The sequence below is a fragment of the Cupriavidus ulmosensis genome, from assembly GCF_977008105.1.
This window is the reverse complement of sequence record NZ_CDRMWP010000002.1, coordinates 3,150,709-3,168,439: the sequence shown is the minus strand read 5'-3', so window position 1 is coordinate 3,168,439 and position 17,731 is coordinate 3,150,709. Positions and strand designations below refer to the sequence as shown.

At 71.1% G+C, this 17,731-nt stretch carries 15 protein-coding genes; 11 read left to right on the top strand and 4 right to left on the bottom strand.

Features of this window, described 5'->3' with window-relative positions:
• Positions 1-16: 16 nt before the first annotated feature.
• A complete protein-coding gene (locus ACWTPI_RS33680) occupies positions 17-976 on the bottom strand; it encodes a LysR substrate-binding domain-containing protein (RefSeq protein ID WP_020203787.1) in 960 nt (319 codons plus the stop codon).
• Positions 977-1,094: 118 nt separating this feature from the next.
• Between ACWTPI_RS33680 and ACWTPI_RS33675 the strand changes: the two genes are divergently transcribed.
• The 6 genes from ACWTPI_RS33675 (at position 1,095) to ACWTPI_RS33650 (ending at position 7,970) form a co-directional block, all read left to right on the top strand.
• Positions 1,095-2,708: a hydantoinase B/oxoprolinase family protein gene (locus tag ACWTPI_RS33675; RefSeq protein WP_454733953.1), complete on the top strand. Its 1,614-nt coding sequence runs from the start codon at positions 1,095-1,097 to the stop codon at positions 2,706-2,708.
• A 102-nt stretch (positions 2,709-2,810) separates the two neighbouring features.
• On the top strand, positions 2,811-4,985 hold the full coding sequence (locus ACWTPI_RS33670; protein WP_020203785.1) for a hydantoinase/oxoprolinase family protein: 2,175 nt from the start codon (positions 2,811-2,813) through the stop codon (positions 4,983-4,985).
• Positions 4,969-5,763, top strand: a complete 795-nt coding sequence (locus tag ACWTPI_RS33665; RefSeq protein ID WP_020203784.1) for an enoyl-CoA hydratase — start codon at positions 4,969-4,971, stop codon at positions 5,761-5,763. Before ACWTPI_RS33670 ends, ACWTPI_RS33665 begins: the two co-directional genes overlap by 17 nt.
• Before the next feature lie 10 nt (positions 5,764-5,773).
• Positions 5,774-7,039, top strand: a complete 1,266-nt coding sequence (locus ACWTPI_RS33660) for a CaiB/BaiF CoA transferase family protein (protein ID WP_454733952.1) — start codon at positions 5,774-5,776, stop codon at positions 7,037-7,039.
• 40 nt (positions 7,040-7,079) lie between these two features.
• On the top strand, positions 7,080-7,517 hold the full coding sequence (locus ACWTPI_RS33655) for an acyl-CoA thioesterase (RefSeq protein ID WP_020203782.1): 438 nt from the start codon (positions 7,080-7,082) through the stop codon (positions 7,515-7,517).
• 39 nt (positions 7,518-7,556) lie between these two features.
• A complete protein-coding gene (locus tag ACWTPI_RS33650; RefSeq protein WP_059412046.1) occupies positions 7,557-7,970 on the top strand; it encodes a VOC family protein in 414 nt (137 codons plus the stop codon).
• Positions 7,971-8,024: 54 nt separating this feature from the next.
• Here the strand turns inward: ACWTPI_RS33650 and ACWTPI_RS33645 are convergent, their stop codons facing one another.
• Positions 8,025-9,581, bottom strand: coding sequence for a methyl-accepting chemotaxis protein (locus ACWTPI_RS33645; RefSeq protein ID WP_454733951.1), 1,557 nt, complete (start codon positions 9,579-9,581; stop codon positions 8,025-8,027).
• A gap of 382 nt (positions 9,582-9,963) precedes the next feature.
• Between ACWTPI_RS33645 and ACWTPI_RS33640 the strand changes: the two genes are divergently transcribed.
• The 5 genes from ACWTPI_RS33640 (at position 9,964) to ACWTPI_RS33620 (ending at position 14,951) form a co-directional block, all read left to right on the top strand.
• A complete protein-coding gene (locus ACWTPI_RS33640; RefSeq protein ID WP_059411961.1) occupies positions 9,964-10,599 on the top strand; it encodes a PepSY-associated TM helix domain-containing protein in 636 nt (211 codons plus the stop codon).
• 101 nt (positions 10,600-10,700) lie between these two features.
• A complete protein-coding gene (locus ACWTPI_RS33635; RefSeq protein WP_454733950.1) occupies positions 10,701-11,225 on the top strand; it encodes a DUF2271 domain-containing protein in 525 nt (174 codons plus the stop codon).
• Positions 11,226-11,291: 66 nt separating this feature from the next.
• The gene (locus ACWTPI_RS33630) at positions 11,292-12,119 is read left to right on the top strand and encodes a DUF4198 domain-containing protein (protein WP_020203777.1); all 828 of its coding nucleotides are present in this window, start codon (positions 11,292-11,294) and stop codon (positions 12,117-12,119) included.
• Between the two features lie 115 nt (positions 12,120-12,234).
• The gene (locus ACWTPI_RS33625) at positions 12,235-13,242 is read left to right on the top strand and encodes an FAD:protein FMN transferase (RefSeq protein WP_454733949.1); all 1,008 of its coding nucleotides are present in this window, start codon (positions 12,235-12,237) and stop codon (positions 13,240-13,242) included.
• Complete coding sequence (locus ACWTPI_RS33620) at positions 13,239-14,951, top strand: sulfite reductase subunit alpha (protein ID WP_454733948.1); 1,713 nt, start codon at positions 13,239-13,241, stop codon at positions 14,949-14,951. Before ACWTPI_RS33625 ends, ACWTPI_RS33620 begins: the two co-directional genes overlap by 4 nt.
• A 12-nt stretch (positions 14,952-14,963) precedes the next feature.
• On the opposite strand, the gene ACWTPI_RS33615 is transcribed toward ACWTPI_RS33620, so the two are convergent.
• Together ACWTPI_RS33615 and ACWTPI_RS33610 are read right to left on the bottom strand one after the other, a co-directional pair.
• The gene (locus tag ACWTPI_RS33615) at positions 14,964-16,298 is read right to left on the bottom strand and encodes a hypothetical protein (RefSeq protein WP_454733947.1); all 1,335 of its coding nucleotides are present in this window, start codon (positions 16,296-16,298) and stop codon (positions 14,964-14,966) included.
• Entirely contained in the window at positions 16,291-17,703 is a 1,413-nt protein-coding gene (locus tag ACWTPI_RS33610) for an McrB family protein (RefSeq protein WP_454733946.1), read from the bottom strand. Before ACWTPI_RS33610 ends, ACWTPI_RS33615 begins: the two co-directional genes overlap by 8 nt.
• Between the last annotated feature and the right edge of the window lie 28 nt (positions 17,704-17,731).

Sequence of the window (17,731 nt, the reverse complement as noted above, 5' to 3'; positions counted from 1 at the left end):
GCGCATCATGCCGGTGTCAGCCCCAGACTTCCTCGAAGCGGTCGAGCGAGCGGTGCATGCGCTCGATGAAGCGCGCCGCGATGCGCGACGGCGAGGTGTCCAGCGCCGTGAGCAGCAGCAGCTCGACCGGAATGCGCGGCACGAAGCGCTTGACCACCAGGCCGGCCTTGCGCAGGTGCATGGCGGCGAACGGGCTCACCAGCGCCGCGCCGTTGCCCTGCATGGCGAGCAGGCACATGGTCATCGCATACGAGGTCTCGGCGATCACGCGCGGCGTGATGCCGGCCTCGCCGAACACCTGGTCGATGGCCGCGCGCGACGCGCTGTCGCGCGATGGCAGGATCAGCGGCTGGCCGCGCAGGTCCGCCACGCCGATCTCGCGCCTGGCGCCGAGCGGATGGCCCTTGCCCATCACGCACACGGTGTTGACCGAGACCAGCGGCTCGGCGCGCACGCCGGCGGTATCGACCGACTTCAGCGCGATGCCCAGGTCGACCTTGCCCGACACCACGCTGTGGCGGATCAGGCTGGAGTTCACGGTTTCGATCAGCACCTCGAGATTGGGCTCGGCCTGCAGGAATTCGGCGGTGATGCCGGCCAGCGGGCCCATGCCGAACGAGGGCAGGCTGCCGATGATGAGGCGCCCGCTGTGGCCGCCCTGCAGCTCGGCGATGGCCTGCGCCACGTGGTCCAGGCCCACGTAGGTGCGCTCGATGGTCTTGAACAGGATGTGCGCCTCGGGCGTCGGCACCAGCCGGCTCTTGCGCAGCTCGAACAACTGGATGCCGATGCTGTGCTGGAAGCGCGCGATCAGCTTGCTGATGACCGGCTGGGTGGTGTGCATGAGCACGGCGGCCTCGGTGGCGGTGCCGCGCAGCATCACGGCGCGGAACGCCTCGAGCTCGTGGATCTTGAGCGTGGCGGTAGTGACCGGCCTGGCGGGGGCGGCGCGGTCGGGCGGCGAGTCTATGTTCATCTGGAATACCGTACCGGCAAAACAGCATTGGGAATACATAGTCTAAATCGGTACATTCGATTTGTGTCAACCAACCTGCGGCGGCACCACGATGGCGCCGCCGCGCCAGGGGAAAAAAATGAGTCAACGCTTTGACGCGGTCACACTGGAGCTGCTGTGGACCCGCATGATCTCGATCGTCGACGAGGCCGCCGCCGCAATGGTGCGCACTTCGTTCTCGACCATCGTGCGCGAGTCCAACGACTTCGCGTGCGTGCTGACCACCGCGGACGGCGCCTCGATCGCCCAGGCGACCAACAGCATTCCGTCGTTCATGAACACGATGCCGCGCACCATCCGCCATTTCCTGGCGGCGTTCCCGCTGCACACGCTGGAGCCGGGCGACATCCTCATCACCAACGACATCTGGCAGGGCACCGGGCACCTGCCCGACATCTCGGTGGCCAAGCCGATCTTCCGCGACGGCGTGGTGGTGGGCTGGGCCGGCTCGGTGGCGCACGCGCCGGACATCGGCGGGCGCATCCGCTCGGCTGACGCGCGCGAGGTGTTCGAGGAAGGCCTGCAGATCCCGATCATGAAGGTGGTGCGCAAGGGCGAGATCGACGCCACCTTCGAGGCCATCCTGCGCAAGAACGTGCGCGAGCCGGACCAGGTCATGGGCGACCTGTTCGCACAGTTCACCGCGCTGCGCATGATCGAGACCCGCGTGCTCGACCTGATGGCCGAGCGCGGGCTCGATTCGCTCGGCGAGCTGGCCGGCGAGATCCACGCGCGCTCCGAGCAGGCCATGCGCGAGGCGATCCGCCGCCTGCCCGAGGGCGTGTACCGCCGCACGGCGATCAGCGACGGGCTCGACCAGCCGGTGCGGCTGGAGCTGACCATGACGGTCAAGGACGGCGAGATCACGGTCGACTACACCGGCACCGACGCGCAGGTGCCGCGCTCGATCAACGTCTGCCTGGCCTACACCATCGCCTACACCTGCTACGGGCTGCGCGCGGTGCTGCTGCCGAACGTGCCCAACAACGAAGGCGTGATGGCGCCGATCCGCGTGACCGCGCCCGAGGGCTGCATCCTCAACTCGAAGCCGCCCGCGGCCGGCGGCGCGCGCGCGCTGATCGGCCACTTCGTGCCGATGATGGTGATCGGCGCGCTGGCCGAGGCCATGCCCGAGCGCGCCATCGCCGCGGTGGGCTCGCCGCTGTGGTGCGTGAACCTGTCCGGCGTGCGCGAGAGCGGCACGCCCTTCACCAACCTGTTCTTCATGAACGGCGGCTACGGCGGCTCGCACAAGCAGGACGGCGCCAACGTGCTGTCCTGGCCGAGCAACATCTCGTCCACGCCGGTGGAGATGATCGAGCGCATGTCGCCGCTGCGGGTGCTCAGGCGCGAGCTGCGCGCCGACGGCGGCGGCGCCGGCAAGCATCGCGGCGGCACCGGCCAGGTGATCGCCTTCGAGAACCGCAACCGCACGCCGATCGTGGTCAGCTTCATGGCCGAGCGCACGCGCGCCGAGGCGGCGGCGCAGGGCCTGGACGGCGGCGAGCCGGGCAAGCCCGGCGCGGTGCTCATCGACGGCGTCGCGGTCAACCCGAAGGTGCAGCACGTGCTCGCGCCGGGGCAGGTGGTGGAGCTGCTCACGCCCGGCGGCGGCGGCTTCGGCCCGCCCGCCGAGCGCGACGACGCGCTGCGCGAGCGCGACCGGCTCGACGGCTACGTCAGCGCGCCGTGAGGCGTGTCCCGAGGCGCGCCCCGAAGCGTGCCACGCCAGGCATCCAAAGCATACGAAGCACATGAAGTACCTGAAGCACCTGAAGCAAACAGGGGAAACTCAATGACAGCAGCAAGCTACTCCCTCGGCATCGACATCGGGGGTACGTTCACCGACATCGTGGTCTACGACAGCGTGGGCAAGACCTCGGTCTCGCACAAGGAGCTGACCACGCCGAGCGCGCCGTACGAAGGCGTGATCCGCGGCGTGAAGACGCTGTTCGGGCGCGAAGGCATGGCGTTCGCCGACGTCCATCGCGTGATCCACGCCACCACGCTGTTTACCAACGCGCTGATCGAGCGCAAGGGCGCGCTCACCGGGCTCATCACCACCGCGGGCTTCCGCGACACGCTGGAGATGGCGCGCGAGCACAAGTACGAGCTGTTCGACCTCCACATCGAGCTGCCCAGGCCGATCGTGCCGCGCAGCCTGCGGCTCGAAGTCGACGAGCGCCTGGGCCCGGACGGCAGCGTGGAGCTGGCGCTCGACCCGGCCCAGGCGGTGGCGCAGGCCGGCCGGCTGGCGGCCGCGGGCGTGACCTCCATCGCCGTCGTGTTCCTGCACGCCTACGCCAATCCGGTCCACGAGGAAATGGCGCGCGCCGCGATCCAGGCGGCGTACCCCGAGCTGTTCGTGTCGATCTCGTCCGAGGTGTCGCGGCAGATCCGCGAGTACGAGCGCACCTCCACCACCGTGGCCAACGCCTACGTGAAGCCGCTGGCCGACGGCTATCTCGACCGGCTGACCAGCGAGATCGGGGCGCTCGGCATTGCCGCGCCGCTGTTCATGATGCTGTCCAACGGCGGCCTCACGCACGTGATGGAAGCCAAGCGCGTGCCGATCCAGCTGCTCGAGTCGGGCCCCGCGGCGGGCGCGCTGGCCGGCGCGTTCTTCGGCGCGCGCTCCGGCATCGGCGACGTGCTGGCGTTCGACATGGGCGGCACCACCGCCAAGCTGGCGGTGATCGACGGCGGCGTGCCCGTGATCGCCCACCACTTCGAGGCCAGCCGCGAGAAGCGGTTGACCGAGGGCAGCGGCCTGCCGCTGTCGATCTCCACCATCGAGCTGATCGAGATCGGCGCGGGCGGCGGCAGCATCGCGCACCTCGACGCGCTGGGCCTGCTCAAGGTCGGTCCCGAGAGCGCCAGCTCCACGCCGGGGCCGGCGTGCTACGGGCGCGGCGGCACGCAGCCGACCGTGACCGATGCCAACCTGGTGCTCGGCTTCCTCGACCCGGCTTCGTTCGCGGGCGGCACCATGACCATCGACGTGGCCCGCGCCGAGGACGCGATGCGCCCGCTGGCCGAGGCCTCGGGGCTGTCGGTGGCGGACTTCGCCTGGGGCATCTACTCCATCGTCAACGAGAACATGGCGGCTGCCGCGCGCGTGCACGTGGCCGAGCGCGGCCACCACGCCGGCAGGTTCGCGCTGCTGCTGACCGGCGGCGGCGGCCCGCTGCACGGCTGCGAAGTGGCGGCCCGGCTCGGCATCGAGCGCGTGCTGTGCCCGCCGGGCGCGGGCGTGGCGTCGGCGCTCGGCCTGCTGATGGCGCCGGCCCGCATCGACCGCATGCTCAGCGTGGGCTGGACGCTCGAGCGCGTCGACTGGGACGCGCTCGAGCAGGCCTACCGCGGCATCGAGCAGGACGCCTGCGCCGTGATCGACGCCACGCTGCCGGGCCAGAGCGGCGGCGCGGCCAGGCAGCGCGCGGCCGACCTGCGCTTCGCCGGCCAGGGCTTCGAGGTCATCACCGACCTGCCGGCCGGCCCCTACGGCGCCGCCACCTACCAGGCCATCCGCGATGCCTTCCTGCGCAGCTACCTGCAGACCTTCGGCCAGGTGCCGCCGGCCGGCGACATCGAGATCGTCAACATCCGCGTGGCGGTGTCGGTGACGCCGCAGGAAAGCGAGCTGAACGTGAAGATGGCGTCGATCTCCGGCGCGCAGGCCGCGCGCGGCACGCGCCGCATGTACCTGGGCGGGCGCGGCCAGTACGCCGAGGTGCCGGTCTACGAGCGCGAGGCGCTCGGCGTCGGGCAGGCCATCGCCGGCCCGGCCATCGTGCAGGAAGCCAGCTCCACGCTGATCCTGCCCGAGGGCGCGCGCGCCAGCGTGGACGCCAGCCTCAGCCTGCTGGTGCAGCTGGCCCAGCCCGCGCCCGCCGGCAAGTCCGAACCGCAATCCGCCGCCGGCGCGCCGGCGGCCAGCCACGAGAGGCAACATGAACACGCAGACTGAAAAGATCGTCGCCAGCAAGCGCGGCGCCATCGGCTGGCTGGTCTTCAACGACCCGCAGAAGCACAACGCCATCTCGATGGACATGGCCGAGGCCGTGCCCGGCGTGATGCGCGCGTTCGAGGACGACGACGAGATCCGCGCGGTGATCGTGCAGGGCGCCGGCGAGCGGGCCTTCGCCGCGGGCTCGAACATCTCGGCGTTCGGCGCCGTGCGCGACAGCGCCGCGCAGAACCACCACTACCACCAGACCAGCGAGCGCGCCTACGACGCGATCTACCAGTGCGCCAAGCCGACCATCGCGCTGATCAAGGGCTATTGCATCGGCGGCGGGCTCGACTTCGCCGCGAGCTGCGACATCCGCATCTGCTCGGACACCGCCAGCTTCGCCATTCCGGCGGGGCGCCTCGGCGTGGGCTACGGCTATGAAGGCCAGATCCGGCTCAACCGCATCGTCGGCCCCGCGCGCGGGCGCGACATCTTCTTCAGCGCGCGCCGCTACAACGCGCAGGAAGCGCTGGCGATGGGCCTGGTGCACGAGGTGGTGCCGCTGGCCGACATCGAGCGCCACGCGCTGGCCTACGCCGAGACCGTGGCCGCCAACGCGCCGCTGACGCTGCGCGCGATCAAGCGCGCCTACCTGGAGCTCGAGGCGGCGGCGCGCGCCACCGACATGACGGCCGCGCAGGCGCTGATCGACACGTGCTTCGGCAGCGACGACTACAAGGAAGGCCGCGCCGCGTTCGCGCAGAAGCGCGCGCCGGCCTTCACCGGAAAATGAGGGCAACGAGATGAACGCGAATGCCGAAATCAAGCCACATGCCGCGCCGCAGTCGGCCGGCCAGCCAGTGGATCAACCCGCCGGCCAGTCCGCGGGCAGGGAAGGGCCGCTGAAGCGGTTCCGCGTGCTGGACCTCACGCGCGTGCGCGCCGGCCCCACCTGCGTGCGCCAGTTCGCCGACTGGGGCGCGGACGTGATCAAGATCGAGAGTCCCGAGCACATGGAGGTCAGCGACGGCTGGGGCGGCCTGCGCGACGGCCCCGATTTCCAGAACCTGCATCGCAACAAGCGCTCGCTCACCATCAACCTGAAGGAGCCGAAGGGCCGGGAGATCTTCTACGAGCTGGTCAAGAATGCCGACGTGGTGGCCGAGAACTTCCGCCCGGACGTGAAGTTCCGGCTCGGCATCGACTACGAGTCGCTGCGCAAGATCAATCCGCGCATCGTCTACGCCAGCATCTCGGGCTTCGGCCAGGACGGCCCCTACGCCCGCCGGCCGGGCTTCGACCACATCGTGCAGGGCATGGGCGGGCTGATGTCCGTCACCGGCGACCCGGCGCACGGGCCGATGCGCACCGGCATCGCGGTGGCCGACGTGGGCTCCGGGCTCTATTGCGCGATGGCGATCATGACCGCGCTGCTGGAGCGCGAGTCGTCCGGGCAGGGCCAGTGGGTGCAGGTGTCGCTGCTGCAGTCGATGATCGCCATGCTGGATTTCCAGGCCGCGCGCTGGCTGTTCCTCGGCGAGATCCCGACCCAGCCCGGCAACAACCATCCGACCTCGATCCCCACCGGCGTGTACCCGACCCGCGACGGGCACATCAACATCGCGGCCGGCGAGCAGGCCATGTTCCTGCGGCTGTGCAAGGCGCTGGGGCGGCCCGACCTGATGGAGCGCGAGCCGTACAGCACGGAGCAGGGGCGCTCGGACAACCGCGACGCGCTCAACGCCGAGCTGTCCGAGATCACGCGCCAGCGCACCTCGGCCGAATGGCTGGCGGCGATGGAAGAAGGGCAGGTGGCGGCCGGGCCGATCTACACGATGGACGAGGTGTTCGCCGACTCGCAGGTCCGGCACCTGGGCATCGCGCAGCCGGTGGAGCACAAGCGGCTCGGCACGGTGGAGGTGGTCGGCCAGCCGTTCACGCTCAGCCGCACGCCCAGCCGCGTGCGGACCTCGGCGCCGGACCGCGGCGAGCACACCGACGCCGTGCTCGACGAGCTGCACTACGGCGCGGCCGAGATCGCCGCGCTGCGCCAGGCGGGCATCGTATGAGGCGGCGCCGCGCCATGCCGGCGGCGGCGCCGGGCGCGCCATGCTGAAGCTGGCCGACGATGGCGCGCCGCCGCCGCCGGCCCTGTTCACGCTGCGGCTGGCGGCGCGCTGGGGCGACCTCGACGCCGACGGCCGCGTCAACAACGTCACCATCCTGCGCTATGTCGAGGAAGCCCGCATGCAGCTCGCCGCGCGCCTGGCGCTGGCGCGCGAGGCCCCCGGCATGATGCCGGTGGTGGCGAGCCTCGGCTGCGTGTACCGCGCGCCGGTCGGCTATCCGTGCGAGCTCGACATCCGCGTCGGCTGCGGCCACGTCGGCCGCAGCAGCGTCGGCCTGACCTTCGAGATCGCCGACGCGGGATCGGGCGCGGCATACGCGAGCGCCTGCGTGACCTGGGTCTGGGTCGACAAGGTCTCGGAAAGGCCGGTCGAGATGCCCGCGGCCCTGCGACAATTCTGTCTGAACCATTCCACTTGATGAGCTTGCCCGACCATGCCTTCCGATAACGTCACCGCGCTGCAAAGCGTATTCCACCTGGCCCTGAACATCCGCGACCTCGACGAGGCGCGCCGCTTCTACGGCAAGGTGCTGGGCTGCACCGAAGGGCGCAGCACCCAGACCTGGGTCGACTTCGACTTCTTCGGCCACCAGTTGTCGCTGCACCTCGGCGAGCCGCTGACCACCGCGTGCACCGGCCGCGTGGGCGACAAGCTCGTGCCGATGCCGCACTTCGGCATCGCGCTGCTGCTGCCCGACTGGCGCGCGATGGCGGACCGCCTGGAAGCCGCCGGCATCGACTTCGTGCTCAAGCCGCAGGTCCGCTTCGCGGGCGAGCCCGGCGAGCAGTGGACCATGTTCTTCTACGACCCGTTCGGCAACCCGATCGAAGTCAAGGGCTTCAAGTCGTTCGAGGCCGTCTACGCGGCCTGATTGCGTGGCTTGACTACGCGGCCCGATTTGCCGCCCGATCCGCCGCCGCTGCCGTCAGGCCCCCGCCAGCCGGAACGCGCCGACCGCCTTGTGCAGGGCGTCGGCCTGGTCCTCCAGCGAGGCCGCGGCGGCGGCCGCCTGCTCCACCAGCGCCGCGTTCTGCTGCGCCATCTGGTCCATCTGCGTGACCGCCTGGTTGACCTGCTCGATGCCGCCGGTCTGCTCCTCGGTGGCCGCGCGCATCTCGCCCATCAGGTCGGTCACGCGCCTGACCGCTTCCACGATCTCGTGCATGGCCTGGCCGGCGGTCTCCACCAGCGCCGCGCCGTCGTCCACGCGCTGCGCCGAGTTGCCGATCAGCCCCTTGATCTCCTTGGCGGCGGTGGCGCTGCGCTGGGCCAGGCTGCGCACCTCGCCGGCCACCACCGCGAAGCCGCGGCCCTGGTCGCCGGCGCGCGCCGCCTCCACCGCGGCGTTGAGCGCCAGGATGTTGGTCTGGAAGGCGATGCCCTCGATCACGCCGATGATGTCCACCACCTTGCCCGAGGCCGCCTTGATCTCGCCCATCGTGCTGACCACCTGGCCGACGATCTCGCCGCCGCGCACCGCGATCTCCGAGGCGCCTTCGGCCAGCCGGCTGGCCTGGCGCGCGTTGTCGGCGCTCTGGCGCACGGTGCCGGTGAGCTGCTCCATGCTGGCCGCGGTCTGCTCCAGCGAGGCCGCCTGCTCCTCGCTGCGGCGCGACAGGTCCGAGTTGCCGGCGGCGATCTCGCGCGCCGCGTTGGCGATCGAGTCGGCCGAGCCGCGGATGCTGCCGATGGCGCCGGTCAGCCGGCCCTGCATCTGCTGCATGGCGAACAGCGCGCTGTGGCGGTCCCCCTGCGCGGTGCGCACCTCGCCGGCGAGGTCGCCTTCGGCGATGCGCGCGGCGATCTGCGAAGTCAGCGCAGGCTCACCGCCAAGCTGCCTGTGCAGGCCGTTGGCGATGCGCATCACCACCACCGTCATGACGGTGCCGATGGCCAGCAGCAACAGCAGCGACTTCAGCAGCGCGTGGCGGAAGGCCGCGTCGATGTCGTCCAGGTAGACCCCGGCGATGAAGTTCCAGTCCCACGGCTTGAACATCGCCACGTAGCTCAGCTTGGGCTGTGGCGCCTCGGCGCCGGGCTTGGCCCACAGGTAATGCACGTAGCCGTGGCCCACGCCCTTGCCGATGGCGGCGATCTCGCGGAACAGATAGGTGCCGTCGGGGTCCTTGAGGTCGCTCATGTTCTTGCCGTTCATCTCCGGCTTGAACGGGTGCATCGCCACCACCATGTCCGAATGCATCAGCGTGAAATAACCGTCCTCGCCGAAGCGCATCGCGCGCACGCGGTCCAGCGCCTGCTGCCGCGCTTCCTCCATCGGCAGCTTGCCGCTGCGTCCCAGCGCCTCGTATTCCTGCACCACCGACAGCGCGGTATCGGTCACATGGACGAGGTCCAGCTTGCGTTCCTCCAGGCGCAGGTCGCGCATCTGCCAGGCATCCCACAGCGTCAGGCCGAGCAGGCACAGCCAGCTCAGCAGCAACGGCAACAGCAGTTTCTTCCTCAGGCTAAGACGCGCCAGCATGTTTTCCTCTCCTCGTCTTTTTAGATATCGACTCACTCCACAGACGCCATAACGGCTGCTGCAAAGCCAAACTTGACGCGGCGCGACTAGGTGGTTTCCTCAAGTGCATCAAGCCTCGCGGCGGGGTACAGGGTAAGTGTGCACTGCCGCACAAACGATCCCGATGTGTTCTCGCCAGCACCCTGTAAGCTCCTGTAATCCGGTTGTCGCCGATCCTGTCCCGCCAGCCATTGCGGTTTCAAATGAGAACCATTATCCTTTCGGCTTGTTTGCCTGAAGCGTCACCTTGCATGGCGGCGCGACGCGCGCGCGCCGGACGAGGCGGCCCCACGGGCGCCACCCAGGAAGGCACGGCGAGCTTGCCGCGCGCCGGAACACCGATATGACCGAAACCACGCTGGGCGCGGGCCAGCAACGCCGGGCCTTCTGGCTCAAACACCTGCATCAGTGGCACTGGATCAGCTCGGCGCTTTGCCTGATCGGCATGCTGCTGTTCGCCGTGACCGGATTCACGCTCAACCACGCCGGCCAGATCGAGGCAAAACCGAAGGTGGTCACGCGCACGGCGAACGCGCCGGCCGCGCTGACCGACGCGCTGCGCCAGGTCAAGCATGGCGACAAGGGCCCGGTGCCGCCGCAGCTGGCGGCGTGGCTGGCGGGCACGCTGGACATCGACGCCGCCGGCCGCGAGGCCGAGTGGTCGGGCGACGAGGTCTACGTGGCGCTGCCGCGCCCGGGCGGCGACGCCTGGGTCAGCCTGGCGCTGGACAGCGGCGAGGCGCAGTACGAGCAGACCAGCCGCGGCTGGATCTCCTACCTGAACGACCTGCACAAGGGCCGCAACACGGGCCGCGCCTGGAGCCTGTTCCTCGACGTGTTCGCCGCGGCCTGCCTGATCTTCAGCGTCACCGGGCTGTTCCTGCTCAAGCTGCACGCGGGCGGGCGCATGGCGACGTGGCCGCTGGTCGGCCTGGGGCTGGCGGCGCCGCTGGTGCTGGCCCTGCTGTTCATTCACTGAACGCGCGGGCCTTCCAGCCGCCTGTCATCGCCCGCAACCGGATTCAACCGCTTTCAACGCTTTCCACCTTCACCTTCAGCAGCTAACAACGAGGTTTCGCTATGCGCCGATTGCTCACCGTCACTCTCACCGGCCTCGCCGCGGCACCGTTCGCCGCGCCGGCCGTGGCGGCCGAAATGAACGTCAAGGTCGAGATCCCGCGCCTGAACGTCGCGGAATACCACAAGCCCTACGTCTCGATCTGGATCGAGCGCGCCGACCAGAGCCCGGCCGCCACGCTGGCGGTCTGGTACGACGTCAAGCACAAGGACGGCGAAGGCACCAAGTGGCTCAAGGACATGCGCCAGTGGTGGCGCAAGGCCGGGCGCGACATGCAGATGCCGGCCGACGGCATCTCGGGCGCCACGCGCGCCGCCGGCGAGCACATGCTCACTTTCACCGACGGCAAGGCGCCGCTGGGCAAGCTGCCGGCCGGCGACTACCAACTGGTGGTCGAGGCCGCGCGCGAAGTGGGCGGCCGCGAACTGCTGCGCGTGCCGTTCGCGTGGCCGCCCAAGGCGGCCGCCTCGGCCAAGGCCGCGGGCGCGCACGAGCTCGGCACCGTCACGGTCGACCTCAAGCCCTGACGCGCCCGCGCGCCCGCCCGCCTTATTCCGTTTCCGATCTCTGGCCGCACTTCTAGGAGCATGACGATGAAGACTATCGCCACCAAACTGTCCGTCCGCGCCGCCGCGCTGGCCCTGGCCGCGCTGATGCCGCTGGCCGCCCACGCCCACCGCCAGTGGCTGCTGCCGTCGGCCACCGTGCTGTCGGGCAGCGATCCGTGGGTGACCGTGGACGCCGCCGTGTCGAACGACCTGTTCTACTTCGAGCATTTCCCCCTGCGCCTGGACAACCTCGCCGTGACCGCGCCCGACGGCGCCGCCGCCAAGGTCGAGAACGCCGGCACCGGCCGCTACCGCAGCACCTTCGACGTGCACCTGACCCAGCCCGGCACCTACAAGGTGGCGGTGGTCAACCGCGGCCTGTTCGCCAGCTACAAGGACGGCAACGGCCAGACCAAGCGCTGGCGCGGCACGGCCGAGACCTTCGCCAAGGAAGTGCCGGCCGGCGCCCAGGACCTGCAAGTGACGCAGGCCGACAGCCGCGTGGAAGCCTTCGTCACCGCCGGCAAGCCGAGCGCCAGGGTGCTGCAGACCACCGGCGTCGGCCTCGAGCTGGCGCCGGTCACGCACCCGAACGACCTCGTCGCCGGCGACGCCGCCAGCTTCCGCCTGCTGCTCGACGGCAAGCCCGCCGCCAACGTCAAGGTGGCCGTGGTGCCGGGCGGCATCCGCTACCGCGACCAGTTGCAGGAGATCGCGCTCACCACCGACGCCGACGGCAAGTTCAGCGTCAAGTGGCCGGCGCCGGGCATGTACTGGATGGAAGCCGAGGTGCGCGACGACAAGGCCGCCGTCAAGGAAGCCAAGACCCGCCGCGCCAGCTACGCGGCCACCGTGGAAGTGCTGCCGCAGTAAGCAGCACCCCGCCCGAGCGGGCCGCCCGGCGCAAGTCCGGCGGTCCGCGTAAGCCACAGGCCCCCAGCGGGCTTTTTGCGTTTTTCGCAGTCCCGTCTCGAGCAAGTTCACCCGCATGCAGCGTGTCCTGATTCCCGTTTCGCTCGGCGCGGCGCCGCCCGCGCCCGATGCCGCCGCGCGCGTGCAGCGGCTGCACGGCGAGAGCATGGGCACCACGTGGTCGGTGGCGTGGGCCGCGCCGGCGCGCGCGCCGGATGCCGCCGTGCTCGGCGCCGGCATCCGCGCGGTGCTGGCGCAGGTGGTCGCGCAGATGAGCAACTGGGAAGCCGGCTCCGACCTCAGCCGCTTCAACCGCGCCGCGCCCGGCGCCTGGCAGGCGCTGCCCGAAGACTGCTTCGCCGTGCTGCAGGCCGCGCTGCAGGTGGCGCGCGACAGCGGCGGCGCCTACGACCCCAGCGCCGGCCCGCTGGTCGACCTGTGGGGCTTCGGCCCGGCGCCGCGCCGCGACACGGCGCCGGCGCTGGCCGAGATCGAGCAGGCGCGCGCGCGGTGCGGCTGGCAGCGCATCGAGCTCGACGCGCAGCACCGCCGCGCGCGCCAGCCCGGCGGCGTGCGGCTGGATTTCTGCGCCATCGCCAAGGGTTTCGGCGTCGACGCGGTGTCGCGCTACCTGGACGCGCAGGGCGTCGCCAGCCACCTCGTGGAAGTCGGCGGCGAGCTGCGCGGCCACGGCGTCAAGCCCGACGGCCTGCCGTGGTGGGTCGAGCTCGAAACGCCGCCCGCCGAGGCCTCGGCGGGCACCGCCACGCTGGTCGCGCTGCACGGCCTGGCCGTGGCCACCTCGGGCGACTACCGGCGCTATTTCGACAGCGGCGGGCGCCGCTATGCCCACACGCTCGACCCGCGCACCGGCTATCCCGCCAGCCACGCGCTGGCCTCGGTCACGGTGCTCCATGCGCAATGCATGATGGCCGACGCGCTGTCCACCGCGCTGACCGTGCTCGGCCCCGAAGCCGGCATGGTGTTCGCGCGCCGCCACGCGCTGGCCGCGCGCTTCCTGGTCCGCCGCAGCGGCGGCTTCGATGAACGACTCTCCCCGGCCTTCGCGGCCATGCTGGCATGACCACGCCCGATAGCGCCTCCTCCCTGCCGATCGACGCGCCCGCTGGCGCGCCGCCCCGGCGCCATCCCGCCGACGGCGCGGACGGCGCCGACAGCGCCAGCCGCGCCACCCGGCGGCTCCGCGTGCTGCGCGCCGCGACCGCGCTCGGCGTGGCGGCCGGGCTGGCCGGCATCGCGCTGGGTTTCCTCGCCCCCAGCCGCGCCGGCATGGCGGCCGGCGTGGCGCTGGCCTACCTCGGCCTGAGCACCGCCGTGATCGGCCGGCACCGCGCGCGCCTGGCGCGGGCGCTGCCGGCGCCGCGCGAAGGCGCCACGCTGGTGATCTACGCCAGCCAGAGCGGGTTTGGCGGACAGGTCGCGCAGCACACCGCGCAGGCGCTGCAGGACGCCGGCGTGCCCGCGCAATGCCTGTCCTTCGACCAGGTGGAAGCCGGGCGCCTGGCCCGCTGCCCGCAGGTGCTGTTCGTGGTCAGCACCACCGGCGAGGGCGACGCGCCCGACAGCGCCGCCGGCTTCGCGCGCCGCCTGAGCGCCGCCGCCGGCGCGGGCGGCCTGCGCGAGCTGCGCTACGGCATCCTCGCGCTTGGCGACCGCAGCTACGCCAGCTTCTGCGCCTTCGGCCACGCGCTCTCGGCGTGGCTGCAGCGCCAGCACGCGCAGGCGCTGTTCGACATGGTGGAGGTCGACAACGGCGACCCCGGCGCGCTGCGCCACTGGCAGAACCACCTCAGCGCGCTCGGCGGCGGTGTGGAGATCGCCGACTGGGACAAGCCGCGCTACGCCGACTGGCAACTGGCCGAGCGCCGCCTGCTCAACGCCGGCAGCCCCGGCGCGCCGGCCTTCCACCTCGCCCTGGCGCCGCCCGCCGGCGCGCCCGCGCCCGGCTGGCAGGCCGGCGACATCGCCGAGATCGGCCCGCGCCTGTCGCTGGCCGAGGTCGCGCGCGTGCTCGGCAAGCTCAGGCTCGACGGCGCCACGCCGGTGCGCTGCGACGGCGCCGACGCCACGCTGGCGCAGGCGCTCGCCACCCGCATCGTGCTGCCCGAGCCGCACCTCGCCGCGCTCGCCGGCGTGGCGCCGCAGCGGCTGGTCGACACGCTGCCGCCGCTGCCGCATCGCGAATACTCGATCGCCTCGTTGCCCGCCGACGGCCGCCTCGAACTGCTGGTGCGCCAGACCCGCCACGACGACGGCCGCCTCGGCCTCGCCTCCGGCTGGCTGACCGAGCACGCCGCGCCCGGCGCCGCCATCGCGCTGCGCATCCGCGCCAACCGCGGCTTCCACCCGCCCGCCGACGACCGCCCGCTGATCCTGATCGGCAACGGCACCGGGCTGGCCGGCCTGCGCGCCCACCTCAAGGCGCGCGCCGCCGCCGGCCGCCACCGCAACTGGCTGCTGTTCGGCGAGCGCACCGCGCAGCACGACGCCTTCCACCACGACGAACTCGCCGCGTGGCAGGCGGGCGGCGTGCTGGAGCGCATGGACCTGGTCTACTCGCGCGACGGCGGCGCGCTGCGCTACGTGCAGGACGCCGTGCGCGCCCACGCCGGCACGCTGCGCGAGTGGGTGGAAGACGGCGCCGCCATCTACGTGTGCGGCAGCCTCAAGGGCATGGCCGGCGGCGTCAACGACGCGCTGGCCGAGGTGCTGGGCGAGGAGGCGCTGCTGCGCCTGGGCGAGGAAGGCCGCTACCGGCGCGACGTGTATTGACGCCGCGCGCGGCTACCGCCGCGCGGGCTGCACGCGGAACAGCTTCGCGTAGTCGTCCAGCAGCGCCGCGACGGGCTGGCCCACCACGCGCAGCGGCGGCGACCACGCCGGCGCGCGCGTGAAGGCGCGCTCGTGGCGCGCCGCCGCCGGTAGCCAGAATTCCAGCGCCACCCGCGCCGCGCCGGGCTGGCCGGTGCGATGCAGATGGTCGCGCAGCAGCAGCCCGTAGAGCTCGATATTGTCGAAGTCCGCCACCTGCTTGGCCGACGCGGCGCCGTCCGGCTTCGGCCGGCGCGCGGCAAGCTCCGCATAGTATTTGAAGTCGGCGATGCGATAGCCGCCGTCCCGCCGCACCACCAGGTCCGGGCGGCGCCGGTATTCGTTCCGCGCGAAGACCGCCTCGCGGCTGGCCTGCCACGCCTGCTCGCGCTCGCGTGTGAGCAATGCCGCGGGCAGGTGCTGGTAGTCGCAGGTGAAGATGTCCCCGGGCGCATGCCGCGCGAGCGCGTGCGCCAGGCAGGCCGACTCCCACACCGACCAGAAATCCCCGATGCCCCACACCATGCCGTCGTCGCGGTCGGCCAGCCAGCCCTGCTCGAGGTAGCGGCGCAGGCCGTCGAACAGCGTGAGGAAGACCTGGCTCTTGAACGGGGTCTGCCGCTCGATGCGGAAGAGGATCTCGCGCAGGCGCTCGCGCGTGTCGGTGGCGACGAAGGCGTCGCCGCCGAACAGGCCGCTGTCCGCGTGCAGGAAGCGGTGGCGGAAATCGGCGGCCTGCGCCAGCGCCTCGCCGCTGAAGTCGCCCCATGCCTGCTCGGGCGCGAGGCCGAGGAAGCCGGTGTAGAAATCGCCGGCGACGAAGCAGTACAGCCCGACCAGATCGTGCGCGGCCAGCCGCAGCTCGCGGCGCGGGCCGCTCGCGTATTCGACGAACGGCGCGCCGTCGTCGAGATAGACGGCGCGATGCAGATGCCGGTGGAGCTTGCCGTAGTCGACGCGGCTGGTGCGCCCGCGCCGCTCGACCAGGCTCAGCAGGCCGAGCGGATCGAAGGCCTGGAACAGCGCCTCCAGCCCCAGCGTGTCATGGAACGACACGCCTTCGTCCCGCGTGCCCCGGACCGAAGCGCCGTTGTGCTCGATGCCGTCCACCGGCGCCAGCCGCCCGGCCGCCTTGTCCGTGGTCCTGAACACGCCGAGCACCTTGTAGAGCATCGCCAGCGCGCGCACCGGCTCGCGCTCCAGGTGCGACAGGTGGTACGGCAGGCGCAGCACGGCCCGGCCCTGCCTGCGCTCCAGCCCGACGTAGCCGCCGGCCGCCTCGACCGTTAGCGTGGAGAAATCAAGCATCGGCCGCCGCTTCCGCCTCGCCGTCCTCGCCGTCCTCGTCGTTCCCGTCGTTCCCGCGGTCTTCGTCGTTGCTGGCGTTCGTGGCGCCGGCGGCCGCCGCCGTCTCCGGCCGCTCGCCGTAGTCGCGCATGATCCCGCCCACGAAGGCGTCCACCTTGCCGGCGAAATCGCCGAAGGTGCGCAGCGCTTCCCGGCCGCAGCCGATCACCTCGCACAGCGGGCGGCGGTCGCGGTCGAACACGTTGTCCCACAGGTACAGGCACAGCTTGCCGGCGATGTCGTGGCGGCTGATGCGGGGCGCCAGCGCGAGCTGGCCCAGCGCCTCGACGAAATCCTCGATGACGAGCTGGCCGTCTTCCATCGTCGCGGGCTTCGTATCCCGCGCGTAGTAGTAAGCGGACTCCAGATTGAACGGGATCCTGCCGATCTTGCGCACCTCCTGGTTCTCGTAGCGGGCGAATTCCAGCACGGCGTCGCGCATTGGCTGGGGGAGCTGTTCCGCAAACGCATGGAATTGCTCGTCGAAGGCGCGGCTAAAGTCGGCACCCCTGCGCAGCGTCGTCACCTTGGGCGCCAGCACCTTCAGTTCGCCCAGCGCGGCCGGATACTTGTCCGCCAGCCGCCCCGCGCTGCGCGCCTTGATGAACCACGGCCCGACCAGCTTGTCGTCGAGCTTGGCCGCCTGGCACTTCGCCACGATGAAGCGGTTGAGCGCGGTGAGAAACGCCTCCCAGTCCGGCGCCGGCATGGTGCCGTTTTCCAGCAGCGCGGCCTTCTGCGTTGCCGGCACCGTGGCAAAATCCACGGGCACGAACTGGAAGTGCCAGCGCCGCTTGAATGCCGTGTCCATGAAATACACCGATTCGTCGCTCGAATTCATGGTGCCGACGAGATGGAGATTCGGCGGCAGGCGCAGCTTCTTCTTCCCGTACACGGCCGCGACGTTGCCGTCGCCGCTGCCGGCGCCGTCGAACTTGTCGCGCAGCGCTTGCATGACGATCTCGGACGCCATCACTTCGTAGCTGGACCAGGCATCGTCATTGCGGTCGAGCAGCTGGAACACGTCGCCGAAGATCTCGGCGCAGTTGCCGCGGTTGATCTCGTCGATCAGCAGCAGGATCTTCCTGTCGGGCGCCGCGTATGCCCGGCCCAGCGCCTCGATGAAGGGCCCGGCGTGAACGCTGTATTCGATCCGGCTGATCCCGCCGTCGCGGCGCGACATGGGCATCAGCCTGGCGACGAAATCGCCGTAGCCGAACTCGGGGTGGAAGGTGACGGGGAAGATGTCGTCCTTGTCCACGCCCAGCACGCCGGCCAGCACGTGCAGCGCGGTATGGCTCTTGCTCGTGCCCGGCGGGCCGAACAGGATGAGTTGGTGGGGAACTTCCCCGGCGGTGAATTCCATTGCGTGCATCCGGACTGAATCGTCCGCT